This window comes from Brevibacillus formosus (assembly GCF_003013405.1).
Classification (GTDB): Bacteria; Bacillota; Bacilli; order Brevibacillales; family Brevibacillaceae; genus Brevibacillus; species Brevibacillus formosus.
The window spans coordinates 309,989-328,957 of record NZ_PXZL01000004.1 but is presented as its reverse complement, the minus strand read 5'-3'; the positions used below and the strand labels follow the sequence as shown (position 1 = coordinate 328,957).

The following is an 18,969-nucleotide window of genomic DNA, read 5'->3' as shown; positions in this document are numbered from 1 at the left end:
TGCCAGAAATGAAAAAAGTAATGGTCGTTTTTCCCCATCCGGACGATGAGTCTTTTGCCTGCGGGGGAACGTTGGCAAAGTGCAAGGACGCCGGACATGAGACATGTTATTTGTGCATTACCTCCGGCTGCAAAGGACGCAGCGGTCCATTCGATATCGATTGCAGAGAAAAGCTGGCAAAACATCGAGAGCTAGAGCTGAAAACAGCGGCGGAAGTGCTCGGAATCAGTCGTCTCGAATTGTTCCGGTACCCGGATGGTTCCCTGCAAAATGCCGATCTGGATGAGCTGGTGGGTAAGATTCGGGAAGCGATAGAGGAATGGAAGCCCAATGTCGTCGTTACGTTTCCGCCGGACGGGGTAACGGGTCATCCCGATCATATCGTCACGTGCGAGGCGACGACGCGAGCGGTCGAACAAGCCGAAGCGAGCTTAACTCCGGCAGAATATCCTGATCTGTACTATGTTTCGATCCCGCACTACTACGATCATTGCCCGGATCATGGTCCAAAGCCAGCGGTTCCGATTACAGGCAAGGTCGATATTTCGGGCTATCGGACACAAAAAGGAGAGGCGCTGAAGGCTCACCTCAGTCAGGAGTACTCCGTGAATCGCGCTTATCCAGGTGTGATCGATGGGGACTTTGGCGTCATTGGCTGCTATGAGTACTTTACTTTGGTGCGGTCAGCGGGCAAGGCGATTGAGCCAGTTAGTGTGGGCGGCAGTATTCCTGTCATTGAGCTATAGTCTAAAAAGTAGAAAGGGCTGACCAGCATGATTTTTGCTGGTCAGCCTCAGACTGTCGAAAAAGTCGGAAGTCTTTTTAATTTATCATAATTACACACGACACCGCGTTAATTTACTGTAAATATGAATGGTAGGTTTTCTACAATCATGAATATGGTTGAGGGGCAATTTTATTTGCTTTATTTTCTCCTGGATTTGTTGAGAGCGACGCAGGAATGAACTCCGAGGTGTCCGCTTCGATATGCATATGTTTTTCAAGCAATGCCAGTAGATAATGAAAGGTAGGAACCGATTCTTTCGCAAGGATAATTCCTTTTTTGTCGATCAGGACAGCAGATGGGATGGCATCGATTTGGTATATTGAAAACGAAATGGCAGAGTCGATATACTGAATATCGTCCTGGTTTTGGGTCTCGTGAATGAGCTTTCCTGAATAAACAACTAGTAATTTAAGCTGAGGAAATCGTAGTTTTACCTTCTCTAAATGCGGAATGATTTGCTGGCATATGGGACAACCTTCTGCCGTGAAAAGTGCAAGTGTAGAGTGGCTTTTCATCTCTGTAAAATCAATGCTTGTTCCAGATGGACTGTTATCGATCAGAACCGGGGCTCTGGAGCCTATCCAGTTGTCTACACTCGGTTTTTTTTCTTTTGCTTGTAATTTATTGATAAAATCTGCTACTAGTTTTGTTAGCAGGTAGATAACGACGAATTGCACAATGACAAATACCCATAACGCAATCACAGACCATTGTATAAACGTTTCCACAGAGGATCTCTCCTTTTTCGTGAGGGAATAATATTTATTTTTGTGCGACTAGCTCCTGTACTTTCTTCCGAATGCTTCCTAGATGTTGACCAATCAGAATCACAAGTGTGGACAACAATGCGATGATCATTAACGTCCAGTACTCTTCCCCATATACGGTCCTGAAATTTCCTGTTTCTAATGCCCATGAGAGATTCCCATAGGTGGTCTGTAGTTGATAGACCCAGAGACACATCGCAATGAGCAAAACGTTTCGGCTGACCAGAACCCATGATAGATTGTGATTGCCGACGATGCCACCACAACCACATGATATTTCTCGTCTTCCGCGCAATAAATTGACCACAATAGCCACGCTATACAGGAGTAGTAAACCACTACCAGCCAGAGCTGCCCAGGAATAGTACAGCCCGAAAATGAGTAGCAATCCAATCAACAATTCAGAATAAGTGTCGAGGGCGGCAAAAAATCTAATAGATCGTTCAGGTAGTATTTTGTAGTCTTTTACCATTGAAGCATGAGTCGTGCTGTTTTTGATTTTTGATACAGACGAGCTTATAAACAACAGTGCTAGAATCATGCGAAAGATAAAGGATGCGATTTCCAATTTTTCACCTACTTTCCACTGGTGTTGCATACCATTGTGCTTGAGCATGATACATCTGAGCATATTCTTTATTACGTGCAATCAGTTCATCATGCGTTCCAGACTCGACTAACTGACCATCCTTCATCACGATAATCCGGTCTGCCATTTTAGCGGCAGCCATACGGTGTGAGACAAATAGGGTTGTTTTATTTTCGGTCAGTTTTCGTACGAGTTGGTATACAGAAAGCTCAGTCATGGGATCAAGCGCTGCTGTTGGCTCATCTAAAATCACAATATCACTATTTCGAAACAGAGCACGAGCCAAGGCAATTTTTTGCCATTGTCCTCCAGAAAGATCGGTTCCCTCTTGCAAATAGCGACTTAAATAGGTTTGGTAGCCATCTGGAAGTTTGGAAACGATTTGATCCACGCCAGCTGTAGCGGCAATTTCTTGCATCCATTTTAGATCGTTTATTCGTTCGGTATCACCAAAACCAATATTATCTTGTAACGTATAGGCATATTTGATGAAATCCTGGAAGATCACCGTCATATTTTTGCGTAAATCATCAGGTTTGATCTGGCTAATACTGAGGCCATCGAAGGAAATGTCACCCTGTGATATGGGATACAACCCCATCACACATTTGACTAAGGTTGATTTACCCGAGCCATTTTCACCGACGATTGCGATTTTTTCACCAGGCCGTATGTGCAAGTCAATATCCCTTAGAACAGGATTTGTCGTATTCACGTAGGTAAATGACAATCCTTTTATAAAAATGCCCCGTTGTAGCGGTGCAGGAAAGAGAGCCGAGCCTTGGTCGCTTGCATCCTTTTCAGGGTGTTCATATTCGATGAAATGAAAAAAATCGTTTATATAGAGAATCTCTCCAAATATTTTGGCTAACTGGTTAGATAGCTGGTTGGTCAATCCTTGTGTTCCCTGCACAGCTTGTCCGATTGCTACAAACTCGCCGATTTGCATAGAGGTGGTACGGATTAACCAGATGATAATTCCAGCTGTCCCAAAGTACAAAAGTGCGGTAAACCCATCTAGGCCGACCTCAGTTGCTTGTTGCTTTCGCAGCACCTTTAATGTTTCAGTGAACTGGTGGGTAATGGAGGTTGACCATCTTTTCAGTAGCATTTGACCTAAGCCAAATACTCGAATTTCCTTGGCTGACTGCCGATCTTTCAATAAAAAACTGGTATATTGTATGTCGCGAATTAAGGGGGTTAAGCCGTATCTGAGCCAATAATTGATACTGCCAAACCGAATTTGAACAAAGAAGACGGGAATTGCCGCGATCAGACTTAAAATGACGAGGCTCCAGTGAACGGTAAGCAAAAAGAGCAAGAAACTGAAAATAGTAATACTGGCTCTAACGATCTCTAGTAGGATCGTGAGTGGTGATAAAAAGCGTGTGCCCACATTCAAGTGAACTCTCTCTAAATGATTGTAAAAATCGGGAATATCAAAATAGAAAAGCGGTACCGCTTCTACCTTTTGAAGTACAAGTGATTGCGCCGCGATTTCCAAAACATTTTCAAGCTTTCCATTCAGGTATTGTTGGATATTGAGAAGCACAGATGTAGCTATCGCTATTAAAAATTGAAGTGAGAGTAAGAAAAAAGCATAACGATAATCACCCACTTGGAGTTGAATGATTTTCGAGACCTCATTGATCATTTCTTTGGATAGCCATAGGGTGGCTACTGGTAGTAAACCAATCATGATAGTTAAGCAAACTAAAAGCGTGAGAAGTAGCCGGGCATTTGCCCATAAGAAAGCGAACAGCTTGATAAATGATTGAACAATCATGAGGAACACCTTTTCTAGTTTTATTGGATGTTGTGAAGCTTTTGTTTCTCCTTGTGCCTCAAGATGTCTACTAGCTCACCAACTGAGCGTCCTACGTATCGAATGATCCCCTGTGAGTCAACAATAAACAGGCTTGGGAAGTTGATGATTTGTAATTCGCTCATGGTTTTTTTGTCGACGGGAACCATAGTAATTTTTCCGCTAAATGTGTCAATAAAGTGCTGATAGTCAGAATCATCCTGCTTAACCGCACATAAGAAAGGAAGGTTAGTTGTTTTTTTCTTGATATGGGTTAAGTATTTTTCTACTTCGTGATGGCATGTATCACATGAGGGGGCAGCGAACATGACAATGGTTGGTGTTTGTGAAAAATGCGTGGGGAATATAAGTGACTCTTTGAGATTTACACCGATAAAATACTGGTTTAGAAGTGAAAATAAAGAATCTTCTACAGAAAAGAGAGTAATGATATTCCTGAACTTTCGGTATGAATAGAGTTGCATGCCGAATAAAGCAACTGCTACCGTTAGTGGAATGAGAACGTACACAGAAACCCTCCCTCAAACTCTAATTTGGTAAATATTTGTAAATAATATATCATTTGACAGTAAGTGTTGCAATTATTATAATTGAATTGAAAGTAAAAAATGTAAAAAAGTGGAGGTAATGACTATGTTAGATCAATTTTCAAAGTTAATTGGCGTCAAGAAAGATTCAACAATCGGTTTCGATCCTCCCTGCACCGTTAATGTGTTTTGTATTTTAGAAAAGGGGACAGCAAAACATAACTTGCAGAACCCTCTCAAATTTACTTGCTGCTAGGAAAAAGAATAATTTAGGGGATGAGGGTACCAGCATTAAACGAAAAATTTGCTAGGATACTAAATCATCCTCTACAAACAAACCTTCAAAACCACGAGAAATGTGGAGCTGGAGGTTTGTTTTGCATTCACAAATATTAATCCTATCCGTACTCCTGATAACGCCGTCGCCATTTCACTATGGATGTTTTGTCAACTCTTTTCGTTACTCGTTAAAACGGAGTTTCTCTACAGTCTTGGGCTGACCAGCATGATTTTTGCTTGTCAGCCTTTTTCATTGGATAGACCATCAGTCGGATTGTTTTACCTTGCTAGATTTGCTTACAATGTGGTCAGAAGCAATTGGAAATCAAAGGGAGAGAAGAAATGTCACACAGAGTCTATGTATATAACGTCAGTGAACCTTCTCAAGCGCAAGGCAACGACACGATGATGGTGGAATGGGGCTATGAGGTCCCATTACTCTTGCAGCCGCTTTTCATAGAAGGTGGTTTGATCGCTGGAAACAATTACAACAACCATACCGAGCCGGACAATTCCGGACTCTTTTACGACGCGCAGACAGGCATCGAAAATGTGAAGCGATTCTACGATTTCCTGGAGAGACAGGAAGGGCTAATCCGTAACAAAGAAGCATTTTTGGAAGCGAGAAACCAGCTTTTTAGCTATCTGGAAAAACGAAGGCTTCCGTATTTTCACATCGACGCCTGGGACGTATTCAATATGGATGACATCCCTCATGACGAGCAGGCGGAAAGTTTGCGCGCCATTATTGCCCATAACAACGAGATCATGACAAAGGCAATGGACAACGATGACATCTCGCTATTGAACTACTCCGAATTGATGGATGTGAACCCGGGCTTTCGTTCTTTTGCCGAGCTGCTCAATTATGAGGACTACCAATACGGCTGGGGACACATCTGGCAGCCTTATGAAGAACATCCTGATGTAGAGATTTTTGAGGAAGCTGGCTTGCTTGGTCTCAAAGACGCAGAGGGAAACGTATTGCTTGCTCCTCAGTTCGATGCCTTTTACGATTTCGCTTCCGAAGATCTCGCCGTAGTCGCTAGAGATGGCAAATATGGCTATGTACATAAATCCGGGAGAATCGTCATTCCGTTGGAGTGGGAGGATGCCTACGATTTTGAATATGGCTCTGCTTGTGCCATTGTCAAACGAAACGGTCGATATGGTCTGATCAATCTGGAAGGCCAAACGATTGTCCCTACCCACTATGAAGAGTTAGAACTGCTTGATTACCAAGGATTTTATACGGCAAAGAAAGACGGAAAGTGGGGCGTGCTAGACGAAGCTGGTTCTGTAACGATAGATTTTGAGCATGAAGAAGCTTTCAAGTGTGGGGACGGCTTTTACCATACAGCGGTCAAAGGCAGGAAAAATCGGAAAATCTTTAATGAATATTGGAAATGCATAGGGGAATTCCCTCTGGCGGCGGTCGAACATATCGGCGAAGGGCTTACCCTCGTCAAACCACACAAGGATGCCAGCCACAGCACCTTGTACAAAAAAGACGGCACTGTCGGCGCATCCGGCTTCGATAAACTGAATCGGCAAACCTATTTTCCGAATCTGCTCGTCCTGCGCAAGGGAAAGAAGTACGCCGCTTACGGCAAGCAGCAGGAGAGCCTTCTGTTGCCGTATGAATACGATGGACTGATTGATTTGCAGGTTTATACGGAGGCAGGGCAGGGCAATCAGGTGCTGGCGAAAAAAGATGGAAAGCTAGGCGTTTTTCATGGAGATGCCGATCGGCCAGCGTGGTTATTCCCCTTAGACGATTATGAGGACATTTTTTGGCTGCATGAGGATGCGTATGCTTTGAAGAGAAATGGATTATGGAGCATTGCCTTATCGCCGGAAAAGCGATGGAGTGATTTCGAATTCGATCTGGTGGTGAAAAAGGATCTGGTCGAGGGTTTTGCTTATGCCTTCAAGGGCAACGACGTTTATTTAGTAAGCGAGTACGGACTGTCGAGGGCAAATAAAACACTCGTGCTGGAGGATGTCGAAGATCGTTATTACAGCAATTGTTTTGATTCCGAGGTTCGGAAGCGACTGTTGGCCTATGCCAAAGGGGAGCAATCCGATGGTGAAAGCATAGATCAGTACACCCCGGTAGAAACATTGTACAACCTGGGCATGGAAGCGTATGAAGCAGGCGATTATGAGAAAGCCATTCTATACGATACGCTTGCTGCCGAAAAGGGCTATGCCCCATCCATGAACAACCTTGCGCATACGTATTACAATCTAGAAGGCTTCGTCGATGCTGATAAAGCTTTTTACTGGTATGAATTAGGGGCTGCGGCAGGCAACCACCATGCTATGAATGGATTAGGCTGCTGCTATCGACACGGGATAGGCACGGAGCCTGATGCCGATCAGGCAATATACTGGATGGGCAAGGCGGCAGAACACGGTCATGCGCTGGCTCACAACAATCTTGGCGCCACCTATTATGACGGGGAGCTGGTGCCGCAAGATTTGGACAAGGCTCTCTGGCATTATGAACAGGGGGAGTTATTGGGCTCGCCGGCTTTTGAGTGGCTTGGCTATCTGTACGATTCAAAAGGAGACTTCGAAAAGGCGCTGCATTATTATCACCAAGATTACGAAGCAGGCGGCGATTTCAGTGCCCATAATTTGGGAATCTTCTACTATAATGGCTACGGTACAGCCAAAAATATCGACGCCGCCATCACTTATTTTCATGCTGCTTTGGAAAGAGATTACCCGCATGCACATATCGAACTGGCAAGGATTTACCGGAATGAAGCGCAATATGTGGACGAGCTTCTGGCGAAACATCACCTCGAAGAAGCAGAGAAGGCGGGTCTTGATATCCCTGAGGAGCTCACACAATCGTAGAAAAAGCAAAAAGCGGATCGACAGAAAAAGTCGTCGGTCCGCTTCCTACTAACCGGCATGTTAAACAATGGCTTCCACTTCAATCTCAACGAGCAGACGCGGGTCAATCAATGCCTTGACCTCAACCATTGTAGCGACAGGCTGAATCTCGCGGAAAAACTCCCCGTGTGCTTTTCCGATCTCCTCCCACTTGCTGATATCCGTTACAAACATCCGCGTTCTGACCACATGAGACAAATCAGCATCTAATTCTCGCAATGCTTTTTCAATCGTTTCCAGGATGAACCGCGTTTGTTCATAGGCATCGCCCACACCAACGACTTCTCCGTCCTTCATGGCGGTGGTACCAGCTACTTCAATGCGGTCTCCTACTCGGATTGCGCGGCAATATCCCACGACAGGCTCCCAAGGTGAACCCGTGAATATTTTCTTCCGATTCATAGTAGAATGTCCCCTCTCATTTCCGCAATACTTGGAATATACTACAAAAGGAAAGGGAGTGGAGTGGTTTATGGACTTTTTTCTCACCCTTTTTTCCAAGTGCAAGTGCTTGATCCACACTGCGTTTGGTCATGAAGAATACATTCGTGTGGCAAATAAGCTAAGCTCTCATGGCATTCGTTTTCGGACACGCATTCACTCTCATAAGCTTCGTCATTTAGGGGGAGACATGGAGATGCTGCCCCAAGAAGATCATAAGCAATATGATATCTATGTTGCGAGAAAAGACGAACACCAAGCACATTCGGCGATACATGCTCGCTGATAGATACCTGTACGAACCCGAATAACCTTCGATATAATGGTTGGGATTCGTATGAAAATGGTAAACCGAGGAGGAACCAGTATGTCCGTACTAGAGGCACTCAAAAGCAGAAGAGCCGTACGTAACTATATTCTAAAAGAAGTAGAAACAGAAAAAATCCAAGCGTTGCTAGATTGCGCTGTGTTGGCCCCGAACGACCGCTTGCGTCAGCCGTGGCATTTTTACGTGATCAGAGGAGAAGCGAAGCTGCGGTTCGAGGCAATCGCGAAGGAATTTTTGCTGGAGCGTTTTCCGACCAAGCCGAATCTCGTGCAGGATTCCTTAACCGTCCTGGAAAAAACACCGCTCGTCATTGTCGCGACTGCTGATGTGATCCCAGGGGATGAAGCATCCTCAGAGGATAACGAATACGCGGTTTGCTGCGCGATTCACTCCATGTGGCTGGCAGCGAAGGAATTGGGGCTTGGCATGGTATGGCGCACGAGAGGAATCGGCTTGGTTCGCGACGAGCGCTTGCTGGAATTCCTCGGATCGCCTGAAAATAAAAAGGTCGTGGGTACACTGTTCATTGGCTATCCCGAGGCAGATGCTCCTGAGACCAGTCGGGTAGCAGCGGAAGAAAAGACGACCTGGCTGTAATGCTCCAGCTGGCTTCTTTGAAAAACACGGAACGGAAAAGAAAAACTGGGTGAAGCACTGTAGTTGTTTGCAACTAAGTCCCCCCACGCACGTATAAATGGTAAAGGTTACACCGTACATAACGAGGGGAGCTGTTAGATCATGTTTGGAAAGCTTGCCGCAGACGCGCTCGGCTTGAGCAATGTAGGAATCGTGGTAAAACCAGCAGATTACGACAAGGTGGACGCTGATGATTACATCATGCACGAGGACAATGAGAAAATCTATTTTTTGATCAAATCAAAGTCCGACGAGTATTGCTTCACCAATCTGGGGCTGGTTCATCTGGATGGAACGAGTGCCACCAGCAAAAAACGCATGCTGCGCCGCTATTCCTACCATACACACCCAATCTCTAACGTGTATTTGGAAACAGCCGGAACCGTCGATTTGGATGTAGAAATCAAGTTCACGATGGGCAATGAGCACTACTCAATCGATGTCAACAAAAAGCATTTGGAGGAGCTAAAAGACCTCTACAAAGCCCTTGTGAAGATCGCCTCGATTATGCACGATAACGAACTTGCGCTCCAGCATGCAAAAGAAAGCCTCCACGTCGCCCAAAGCACACTGGGCCGCGTAACTGGCCAGCAAGCAGACGTAGCTTCACAATTCAAGTCTATCAACCAATACACCTTCGATTGGCTGGAGGACATCCGATACAAGTATGTCGTTAAAGACTTTGGGAAAGTCTTTGAAAAATATATTCATAACTAAAATGGAAGAGCCTCTTTCAAAGAGGCTCTTTTATATTCAAGCGAAATCTTCGTCAAGCTCCTACTCTTACAAGTAGTTCAAAACGAGCAACCCAAACAGCTGTACGGGAAGGAGTGGCACATGTTTGGAAGGAGACCGCCCGAACAAAGTGAGGAAAAAGGCGACTGGAAAACATGTGCCACTCCTTCCTCCCGACCACTACAGCCTGATGACCAAGTTCTTTCGAGCTTTACTCCTTGTGCAAAAGCTTGCCGATCTTGAGCGCCAGCTGGATTTGGAGCAACTCCTCCGAGTTTTTCAAATCCATGTTCAAAATCTCTTTGATCTTCTCGATCCGGTAAATAAACGTATTGCGGTGAATGAACATCGCTTTCGCCGCTTCACTGACGTTTTGATTGTATAGAAAGTAATTGTCCAAGGTCACCATAAGGCTCGTGCCTAACTCTTGATCATGCTCGTACAGTTTCCCCAGACGCTTCAAAAAGAAGTCTTCCAGTTCAATGTCCTTAATGTTGGAACCAAGGAAATGATAGACGGAGTAATCATCGAAATGGGAGACATCGCCTTTGCTGTTGAACTTCTGCATCAGGCGGATCGCTTCGTGTGCTTCGGAAAAGCTTTTATGCAGCGAAGCGATGTTTTTATACTGACGTCCAACTCCAATAAAGAACAAGGTTTTCTTGATTTTATCCACGAGAGCGCTGTACAGCTCATTGGCGAATTGCTTGGCTTCACTTGCAGACACCACAGGACGATGTTCATTTTGTCCGATGAGAATGATGATCCGATTGTTCCGATAAAAGCAGGTGATTTCTCCGGGAGCTTTGTTTGAATAGTCATACACGAGATCCACGCATTTTTTGGCGATCCGATCCAGCTCGTACTTGCGATCGATTATATCCTCCAAATTTTCCAACTCAACAGGCTCGATATTAATAATCATACAAAAATACATGTAGCTCGATTGCAGTCCGTGCAAATCACATAAGGTTTGCAGCGAGTCAGCCGAAGTAATTTTACCTGTGAGCAAGTCATCGAAAAAGTCTTGTCTGATCTTCAGCTTCACTTCCTCGATTTCCCTCGCCTTGATCCGCTCCAGCGCCACGATGGTGGACGCCTGCTCCAGTACGATGTAGTCAAATTCAGTCAGTTCCCACACGGTTTGCCAGACGACGATGTATCCGTAGATGTGGTTGGCAACAGCAACAGGTAAAATCCTGCATTTAACCTCGTAATCTTTCGCATGGTAGATACGCTTGATTGACTTTTTGATCTGGCTAATATTTTTCGGGACGGAATCGGTAAAGTCACGGGTAAAAACAGGTCTGTTTTTGATCAAGGTCAGGCAGGAGTCAAGCGGAATCGGATTATGCCAGATTTCCGTGTAATGAAGCAGATGCCAGTCCTGATCCAGTATAAGGATCGGGTTGTTGATCGTCTCGGACAGCTCGGAAGCGATCCGATCCAGTCCGCCTCCTTCCAGCGCAATGCGAAACAGGGCGTTATGCATGTCCAATGTTTTGCGGTTCAACAAATCGTAGCGCCCGGAGGCTTTCTCGTTAATAATGGCAATCACTTTAGAAAGCGTGTATTCAAAAGGCAGGGCCAAGAGCGGCAGTCCATACTTGTTGGCATGATCAATCATGTTTTGCGGGATTTGATCGAAATAGCGATGCATCTTGATGCAGAGCCCAGAGCAGTTGATTTCCGCCAGTTCCTTGATGATTTTATTTTGCAGCTCGGGATTGTCCTTGAAAATATATCCGGTGGAGAGCAGTAATTCATTGGAAGACAGCCAGTCAAAAGCATCCGGGTTCTCCATGATGTTGACGATGGAGATGACGTTATTGATGCCTTGCTCTCCAGCGATGATTTTGATGCCGTCTATGGATTGAATGGTTAGCAAATCTTTGATGGTCAGCACCCTGTTCACTCCTTTGCCACAAAGGGACTCCTGTAATTGTGCAATGTGCACAAGTGAACCTCAATTTTTTTAGTTTCCATACACAATGACGATTCCATTCACCCTGTCTAAAATAATGATGTAAGTACGGGGGCTTGTCTAATTATTTTTTAAAAAGCAAGCACTCAGCCAATCTTGGCAGGTTGTTCAATCACGAGATCATGGAGGGCTTACTATGACAGACAAAAGCGTAGTACAAGCATTTCTCGAGGCAGCGGCTGAGGGGAATATCGAAGCACTGAAAAAGCATCTGGAGCAGGGCGTAGATATTAACGCAAGAAACAGACAAAAGCGTACAGCGATTCTGACTGCTGCCATGAACGACAAATTGGAAGCGGTATCGTTTTTGGTAGAAGCGGGTGCAGATGTAGATTTGCAGGATGAGACATGCTTCAACCCGTTCTTGTTCGGTTGCATCAACGGCAAGCTGGAGCTTGTCAAAATGATGATCAAGGCAGGAACAAACCTGGAGCTGTTGACTCGTTTTGGTGGCGTAGGGATTACCCCAGCGTGCGAAAAAGGTCACGTGGACATCGTGCGTGAGCTCGTAACGACGACTGACATCAATGTAAACCATACCAACTTTGTAGGGTGGACACCACTCATCGAAGCGATCATCTTAGGTGATGGCGGCGAGAAGCAACAAACGATCATCAAACTGTTGATTGAGCATGGCTGCAATGTGCACATGGTAGATAAATACGGCGTAACACCGCTTGAGCTTGCGAGAAGAAAAGGCTACACCGAGATCGAAAAAATCTTGCTGGAAGCAGGAGCGAAGTAAAGCGTCCCATGTACATCCAGGCGTTGTCTGGTGATGCTGGTTTCCTTGAGCGTTTGGCACGAGCAAACTTTAGCGGGAGCGTACACAGTATTTTTGAGCGCACGATCAATCTGATATGCAGCGAAAACGGGGAATTGTACACCATTGGCAACCATCAGCTAGACAATGCACCGAACACGCTCATCATTGATGTAAAGGGCTTTTCAGAGCTGGGGCTGTCCGTTAACGCTCCGGTCATGACGGAAGATAGCACACTCGTTATCGGAGCGGATTTGCGAATATGGATTCAGCAAGCAACAAAGTGGGAAGGTGAACTCCCTTCCTATCCTTGTGACATAGAAGGCGTAGATGTATTGCGCAGAAATGTGGCGTTCACGAAGAACTACGTGGACGTATACGGCAAGACGGGGGGCATGAAGATGTCCTCCCAACCTGCCAGTCCGTTTGAGAAAGAGATGTCCCGTATGCTGATTCAGCGTGCAGGCATGCTTTCCGACGATCTGGCGAACAAACGCATAGAGTCAGCTACTCAGCATGCGATAAGTCTTATCGGACTGGGGCCGGGGCTAACGCCATCGGGTGACGATTTTTTAGTGGGATTGTGCAGTGTATACAAAATGCAAAACATTCCCTCTTGTTTGTCATGCCCATTTTTCGATGAAATCGTCCGTTCGTCCCAAGCATTAACGAACGAAATCAGTGCGATCACGCTGAAAAAAGCAGCCCATGGACAAGTAAGAGAGTCACTAATTGACTTACTTTCATGCATGGTGTCCGGCTCTACGGAAGAGCTTGTCCCTGCTTTAGACAAAATCATCGGGATCGGCTCGTCGTCGGGGACGGATATCCTGCTTGGCATCCTATGTGGTTTGGAACGAAATCTAGAAGCTGGAGGTAATGTATGTCTACCAAAGTCGTAATCAAGCAAAGCACGTATTTTGACTCGGTATCCCTGATGTCTCTATCTACAAAAGCGAATCAAATTGAAGGTGTCGAGCAAGCGGTTATTGCGATGGGCACCGACATGAACAAAGAAGTATTGAAAAACGTTGGTTTGCTCACACCTGAGCTGGAAGCGGCGAAAACGAGCGACTTGATGATCGTGGTGAAGGCAGCGACAGACGAGCTGTGTGAGAGTGCTCTCATCGCCATCGAAGAGCTGTTCAAGAAAAAAGGCGGCAGCAAATCCGCAACAGAGATCAAATACTCCACGATTGATTCTGCGGCAGCCAGCATTCCAGAGGCGAATCTTGCTGTCATCTCGGTAAACGGTGCATTCGCAGCGAGAGAAGCGAGAAAAGCATTGGAAAACGATCTGCACGTCATGCTGTTCAGCGACAACGTGAGCATCGAGGAGGAGATCGCTCTCAAGCAATTTGCGCATGAAAAAGGCCTCTTGATGATGGGACCTGACTGCGGTACTGCGATTATCGGCAATGTGGCACTGTGCTTCGGAAACGCTGTGAGAAAAGGCAACATCGGGATCGTAGGTGCATCTGGTACAGGAAGCCAAGAGGTGAGCGTGCGTATTCACGACTTCGGCGGCGGTATCACGCAGCTGATCGGTACAGGCGGTCGCGACCTCTCCGAGCAAGTCGGCGGCATCATGATGCTCGATGGAATCAAAGCACTGGAAGAGGATGAGGCGACAAAGGTCATCGTGCTCATTTCCAAGCCACCGGCACCAAGTGTTCAGGAAAAAGTGCTGGCACAGGTGAAAAGCTGCAAGAAACCTGTGGTTGTGTACTTCATTGGTGGAGAAGAAACAGCAGTTCTGGAAGCAGGCGGACATTTTGCCAAGACGAGCAAGGAAGCAGCCATCAAAGCAGTTGTGCTGGCTGGTGCCAACGAAGACGAGCTTAACAAGCGCGCACTCAACTGGCCGCTGATTGAAGAAGTCCGGGCAAAGCTGACACCTGAACAAAAATACATTCGCGGGCTGTTCTGCGGCGGTACGCTGTGCGACGAAGCTATGTACCTCTCGATGGACAAGTATGAAGACGTATACAGCAACATCCAAAAGAAAGCGGACTACAAGCTGAAAAACATCCATGAGAGCAAGGCTCACACTTTCCTTGACATGGGCGATGACGACTTTACAAATGGCAAGCCGCACCCGATGATCGATCCTTCCACGCGCATCGCGAGATTTTTGGAAGAAGCAAAAGATCCTTCCGTCGGCGTCATTTTGATGGACTTCATCTTGGGCTTCGGTTCCCACGAAGATCCTGTCGGCGTGATGCTGCCAGCGATCATCGAAGCAAAAGCGCAGGCTACCAAAGAAGGCAGACACCTGGAAATTCTGGGCTATGTGTTGGGTACTGACCTCGATACACCGAACTTCGATGAGCAAGTGAAGAAGCTGATGGATGCGGGTGTAACGATTGCGAGCAGCAGCACGAACGCAGGTCTTCTGGCTAGAGAATTTGTTGCGAAAGGGGAATAATCATGAGCAAAATCAACGAGCTGTTTAACGGGAAAATTCATGCGATCAACGTAGGGATCGAGTTTTTCAAAGACGATATCATCAAGCAAAATGCGAATGCGTCTCATCTAGATTGGAAGCCACCAGGCGGCGGAAAGCCTGAGCTGATCAACGCTCTCGACAAACTGGAAAATGCAGCTGTCGCTGATAAAATCGCTGCGGCAAACAAGCTGGCGGTAGAGCGTATCATCAACTCCCAGCCGATGCTCGTTGGCTTCGACCAAGCGATCAATGTGGTGCCAGGCATGACTAAAACCACGATTCTGCACGCAGGTCCGCCTATTACTTGGGACAAAATGTGCGGAGCAATGAAAGGTGCAGTAACCGGAGCAATTGTATTCGAAGGCTTGGCAAAAGACATCGAGGAAGCTGAACAGGTAGCTGCTTCCGGCGAAATCACGTTCTCGCCATGCCACGAACACAACTGCGTAGGCTCCATGGCAGGTGTGACATCCGCTTCGATGTTCATGCATGTGGTGAAAAACAAGACGTATGGCAACGTCGCTTACACCAACCTCAGTGAGCAAATGGCTAAAATTTTGCGCATGGGTGCCAACGATGAAACTGTCATCGCTCGTCTGAACTGGATGCGGGATGTTTTGGGGCCAATGCTGCGTAATGCAATGAAGATTGCAGGTGAAATAGATCTGCGTCTCATGCTGGCGCAAGCACTGCACATGGGTGACGAATGCCACAACCGCAACAACGCAGGTACGAGCTTGTTGATTCAAGCGCTGACTCCGTACATTTTGGAGACAGATTTCACAAAAGAGCAAAAGCGCGAAGTATTCGAATTCGTAGCGAGCAGCGATTACTTCTCTGGCCCAACATGGATGGCGATGTGCAAATGCGCGCTGGATGCAGCACATGGAATCGAGAACAGCACGATTGTTACCACAATGGCCCGCAATGGGGTAGAGTTCGGTATCCGTGTAAGCGGCATGGCTGGAAACACCTGGTTTACCGGACCAGCACAAAAGGTAATTGGTCCGATGTTTGCAGGCTACAAGCCAGAGGATTCCGGCTTGGATATCGGGGACAGTGCGATCACCGAAACATACGGGATCGGCGGCTTCGCGATGGCAGCAGCTCCAGCGATTGTTGCGCTCGTAGGCGGAACGGTTGAAGAAGCGATCGGCTTCTCCACCACGATGAAGGAAATTACGACAGCAGAAAATCCAAACGTCACGATTCCACTCCTCGACTTTAGCGGAGTACCGACAGGAATCGATATTCGACAGGTGATCCAAACAGGCATTCTGCCGATTATCAACACCGCCATTGCGCATAAAGACGCAGGTATCGGCATGATCGGTGCGGGTATAACATATCCGCCAATGGAAGCTTTCGAAAAGGCATTGCTCGCAGTAACGGAAACGATTAGCGAATAGCTTTTCATCCTAGGTGACTCAGCTTTCGTAGCAAAAGAAGGTTGCGAAAGCTGGGTTGAAAGAGGAAGGTGAATGAACATGGGACAAGCAAACGTAAAGGAATCATATGAAGAATTCAAGTCCTATGGATACGCGGACGATATTTTGCCAAAGACTTCCGAAAATCGAGATTGGGGCACCTTTAACTACGTGACCGTATGGATGGGCGCTGTGCATAATCTCATGTCGTACATGACGGTAGCCGGATTCTTTGTCCTCGGATTATCTGTTCCGCAAGTCTTGTGGGCAGTCATGCTTGCTGCCTTGATTGTTTCGGCTGGCTATGGGTTGAATGGCTATGCGGGAACGAAGTACGGGATTGGCTATTCGATGCTGTTGCGCAGCTCCTTTGGTGTAAAAGGCTCGATCATTCCTGCTATATGTCGCGGGCTTATCGCTGGTGTTGTGTTTTTTGGGACAAAAACAATTATTGGCGCACAATCCTTTAATGTGATTTTTGAGAAAATATTCCCTGGCTATATAAGGATGGTTCCGGGCTTTGATTTTCTCGGATTAGATTTCCCGACCATGCTTTCTTATGTGATCCTCTGGGTCATTACAGTTGGATTGTTTTTAGGTGGAATGAAAATTCTCAGTCTGTTTAGTAAATGGTCTTCACCGATCATCTATATTTTCATCGTAGGTGCAGCGATTTGGGCGATCAGCGTTGCTGGCGGATTTGGTCCGATCTTTGCTTATGCTCCTGCCAAACCGATGGAGAATTGGCTTGTATTTATCGCATGTGTAAGTGCATTGGTATCGAACTGGGGTGGCCCGATTGTCAATATCGCAGACCTTACGCAAAGGGCAAAACACCCGAAAGCTCCAATGATTGGTCTGCCGCTTGGAATGATTGCATCCTACATCCTGTTTGGTATTACGTGTGTAGGATTGTTGGTTGGAACGCAGATCGCGTTTGGCATCAAAGACTTTAATGTCGTCGCTGCCATTGATCAAATTGGGAATCCTGTTGCCGTCATTATTTTGTTGCTGGCACTGAATATAGGTTCGACGAGCTATGTTGTGTTTGGGAATTTGCTTCCATCTGGACTGCAAATGACAGCGCTTCTTCCGAAAATGTTTACAGTGAAATCAGCGGCTATCTTGACAGCTGTATTGGGGACTGTCATTTTACCTTGGAAGCTGGTGGACGGCACGGCTGCGCTGTATATGTTCTATAGCTTTATCGGTTCCATGTACGGTCCTATTACGGGGATCATGCTGGTTAGTTTCTTTATTGAAAGAAAAAGAAAGCTAGATTTATCTGCTATCTACGTAAAACCAGGTGAACACGGTGAATACAAAAACGGATTAAATATGGTGGCATGCGGCGTACTGATCGTCAGCTTCTTGATTACGCTATCCGGCTCTTTCTTGCCAAATGTGCCACTGTTGACAAACATCAGCAAGTCAGCATTCCTTAGCGGGTCGATCATATCCGGCGTTTTATATGCGCTGTGCTATAAATGGAACAAACCAATCACGATCACGCAGAGTGAAACAACTGCAAAAGTATCTTAACAAAGGGAGAAGTGCCCAGTGGAAAAACTCGTAATTGTTGCAATCGGCGGCAACTCATTGGTTAAGGATAATGGTCGCAACACAATTCAAGACCAATATGAAGCCGTATGTGAAACCGCAGCAAATATAGCAGACATGGTGCAAGAAGGTTACAACGTTGTTGTTACTCATGGCAACGGACCCCAGGTTGGATTTGCTTTGCAACGATGCGAAATCGCCAATGAAGTGTCCGGAATGCCTACAATCCCGCTGGTCAATTGCGTGGCGGATACGCAGGGGGGAATCGGCTACCAAATCCAGCAGGCACTCACCAACGAATTTGCCAAAAGAGGAATCAACAAAAGAGTGGCGAGCGTCATCACACAGGTGGAAGTCAGCAAGGATGATCCGAACTTCCAGAATCCAACGAAGCCAGTCGGCTCCTTCTTCACGCTTGAGCAAGCGGAAGAGATGCGCAAAGAGCATCCGGACTGGGTATTTATCGAGGATTCCGGTCGCGGCTACAGAAGAGTGGTTCCTTCTCCAAAGCCAATCGACATCGTGGAAAAAGACGCAATTAAATCGTTGATCGAAACGGGATATGTGGTAGTCGCTGTTGGCGGCGGTGGTATTCCGGTTGTGAAAACGGACGAAAATACGTACGATGGGATTGATGCTGTCATCGACAAGGATTTTGCCACCAGCTTGCTGGCAGAGCAAATCGATGCACAGACATTGATCATTACGACAGGTGTTCCGCAGGTGTGCATTAACTTCGGCAAGCCGAATCAAAAGGCGCTGGAGCGCATCACGGTAGAGGAAACGAAGCAATACGTTCGTGAGGAGCACTTCGCAAAAGGCAGCATGCTGCCAAAAATCGAGGCAAGCCTGAGCTTTTTGGAGAAAAACGGGTCAAGTGTGATCATTACGAACCCAGAGAGCTTAAAGGACGCGATTACGAACAAAGCAGGGACACACATCGTAAAATAAAAGCCTCTTGAGGG

16 protein-coding genes are annotated in these 18,969 nt (G+C 46.4%); 10 read left to right on the top strand and 6 right to left on the bottom strand.

What is annotated here, in order from left to right; all coding sequences use genetic code 11:
* Window positions 1–8 precede the first annotated feature (8 nt).
* Complete coding sequence (locus C7R91_RS06080) at window positions 9–746, top strand: PIG-L deacetylase family protein (RefSeq protein ID WP_047072009.1); 738 nt, start codon at window positions 9–11, stop codon at window positions 744–746.
* Between the two features lie 145 nt (window positions 747–891).
* Here C7R91_RS06080 and C7R91_RS06075 read toward each other — a convergent pair whose 3' ends face one another.
* Genes C7R91_RS06075 through C7R91_RS06060 form a run of 4 tightly spaced genes read right to left on the bottom strand, consistent with a single transcriptional unit; the run spans window position 892 to window position 4,477 of the window.
* Window positions 892–1,515 carry a thioredoxin domain-containing protein gene (locus C7R91_RS06075; protein ID WP_047071385.1) on the bottom strand — a complete coding sequence of 208 codons (624 nt, stop codon included), beginning with the start codon at window positions 1,513–1,515 and terminating at the stop codon, window positions 892–894.
* 34 nt (window positions 1,516–1,549) lie between these two features.
* Entirely contained in the window at window positions 1,550–2,122 is a 573-nt protein-coding gene (locus C7R91_RS06070) for a MauE/DoxX family redox-associated membrane protein (protein ID WP_047071387.1), read from the bottom strand.
* Window positions 2,123–2,126: 4 nt separating this feature from the next.
* Window positions 2,127–3,929, bottom strand: coding sequence for an ABC transporter ATP-binding protein (locus C7R91_RS06065; protein WP_047071388.1), 1,803 nt, complete (start codon window positions 3,927–3,929; stop codon window positions 2,127–2,129).
* 20 nt (window positions 3,930–3,949) lie between these two features.
* Window positions 3,950–4,477, bottom strand: coding sequence for a TlpA family protein disulfide reductase (locus C7R91_RS06060; protein WP_047071390.1), 528 nt, complete (start codon window positions 4,475–4,477; stop codon window positions 3,950–3,952).
* A 639-nt stretch (window positions 4,478–5,116) separates the two neighbouring features.
* Between C7R91_RS06060 and C7R91_RS06055 the strand changes: the two genes are divergently transcribed.
* The gene (locus tag C7R91_RS06055; RefSeq protein WP_047071392.1) at window positions 5,117–7,642 is read left to right on the top strand and encodes an SEL1-like repeat protein; all 2,526 of its coding nucleotides are present in this window, start codon (window positions 5,117–5,119) and stop codon (window positions 7,640–7,642) included.
* A gap of 60 nt (window positions 7,643–7,702) precedes the next feature.
* Here C7R91_RS06055 and C7R91_RS06050 read toward each other — a convergent pair whose 3' ends face one another.
* Window positions 7,703–8,083: a RidA family protein gene (locus C7R91_RS06050; protein WP_047071393.1), complete on the bottom strand. Its 381-nt coding sequence runs from the start codon at window positions 8,081–8,083 to the stop codon at window positions 7,703–7,705.
* Between the two features lie 406 nt (window positions 8,084–8,489).
* On the opposite strand from C7R91_RS06050, the gene C7R91_RS06040 reads away from it, so the two are divergent.
* Complete coding sequence (locus C7R91_RS06040) at window positions 8,490–9,047, top strand: nitroreductase family protein (protein ID WP_047071395.1); 558 nt, start codon at window positions 8,490–8,492, stop codon at window positions 9,045–9,047.
* Between the two features lie 141 nt (window positions 9,048–9,188).
* A complete protein-coding gene (locus C7R91_RS06035) occupies window positions 9,189–9,803 on the top strand; it encodes a PH domain-containing protein (protein WP_047071397.1) in 615 nt (204 codons plus the stop codon).
* Window positions 9,804–10,032: 229 nt separating this feature from the next.
* Here C7R91_RS06035 and C7R91_RS06030 read toward each other — a convergent pair whose 3' ends face one another.
* Window positions 10,033–11,727 (bottom strand): PucR family transcriptional regulator, encoded by a 1,695-nt coding sequence (locus C7R91_RS06030; protein ID WP_047071399.1) that lies wholly within the window; start codon window positions 11,725–11,727, stop codon window positions 10,033–10,035.
* Between the two features lie 214 nt (window positions 11,728–11,941).
* Here C7R91_RS06030 and C7R91_RS06025 point away from each other — a divergent pair, with 214 nt between their 5' ends.
* The 6 genes from C7R91_RS06025 (at window position 11,942) to arcC (ending at window position 18,955) form a co-directional block, all read left to right on the top strand.
* Window positions 11,942–12,550, top strand: a complete 609-nt coding sequence (locus C7R91_RS06025; protein WP_047071401.1) for an ankyrin repeat domain-containing protein — start codon at window positions 11,942–11,944, stop codon at window positions 12,548–12,550.
* 8 nt (window positions 12,551–12,558) lie between these two features.
* Entirely contained in the window at window positions 12,559–13,470 is a 912-nt protein-coding gene (locus C7R91_RS06020; protein ID WP_047071403.1) for an oxamate carbamoyltransferase subunit AllH family protein, read from the top strand.
* Entirely contained in the window at window positions 13,452–14,996 is a 1,545-nt protein-coding gene (gene fdrA, locus C7R91_RS06015; RefSeq protein ID WP_047071404.1) for an acyl-CoA synthetase FdrA, read from the top strand. Before C7R91_RS06020 ends, fdrA begins: the two co-directional genes overlap by 19 nt.
* A gap of 2 nt (window positions 14,997–14,998) precedes the next feature.
* Window positions 14,999–16,426 (top strand): YlbE family protein, encoded by a 1,428-nt coding sequence (locus C7R91_RS06010; RefSeq protein ID WP_047071406.1) that lies wholly within the window; start codon window positions 14,999–15,001, stop codon window positions 16,424–16,426.
* Between the two features lie 78 nt (window positions 16,427–16,504).
* Entirely contained in the window at window positions 16,505–17,986 is a 1,482-nt protein-coding gene (locus tag C7R91_RS06005) for a cytosine permease (RefSeq protein WP_047072011.1), read from the top strand.
* 18 nt (window positions 17,987–18,004) lie between these two features.
* Window positions 18,005–18,955 carry a carbamate kinase gene (gene arcC / locus C7R91_RS06000; protein WP_047071408.1) on the top strand — a complete coding sequence of 317 codons (951 nt, stop codon included), beginning with the start codon at window positions 18,005–18,007 and terminating at the stop codon, window positions 18,953–18,955.
* Window positions 18,956–18,969 lie beyond the last annotated feature (14 nt).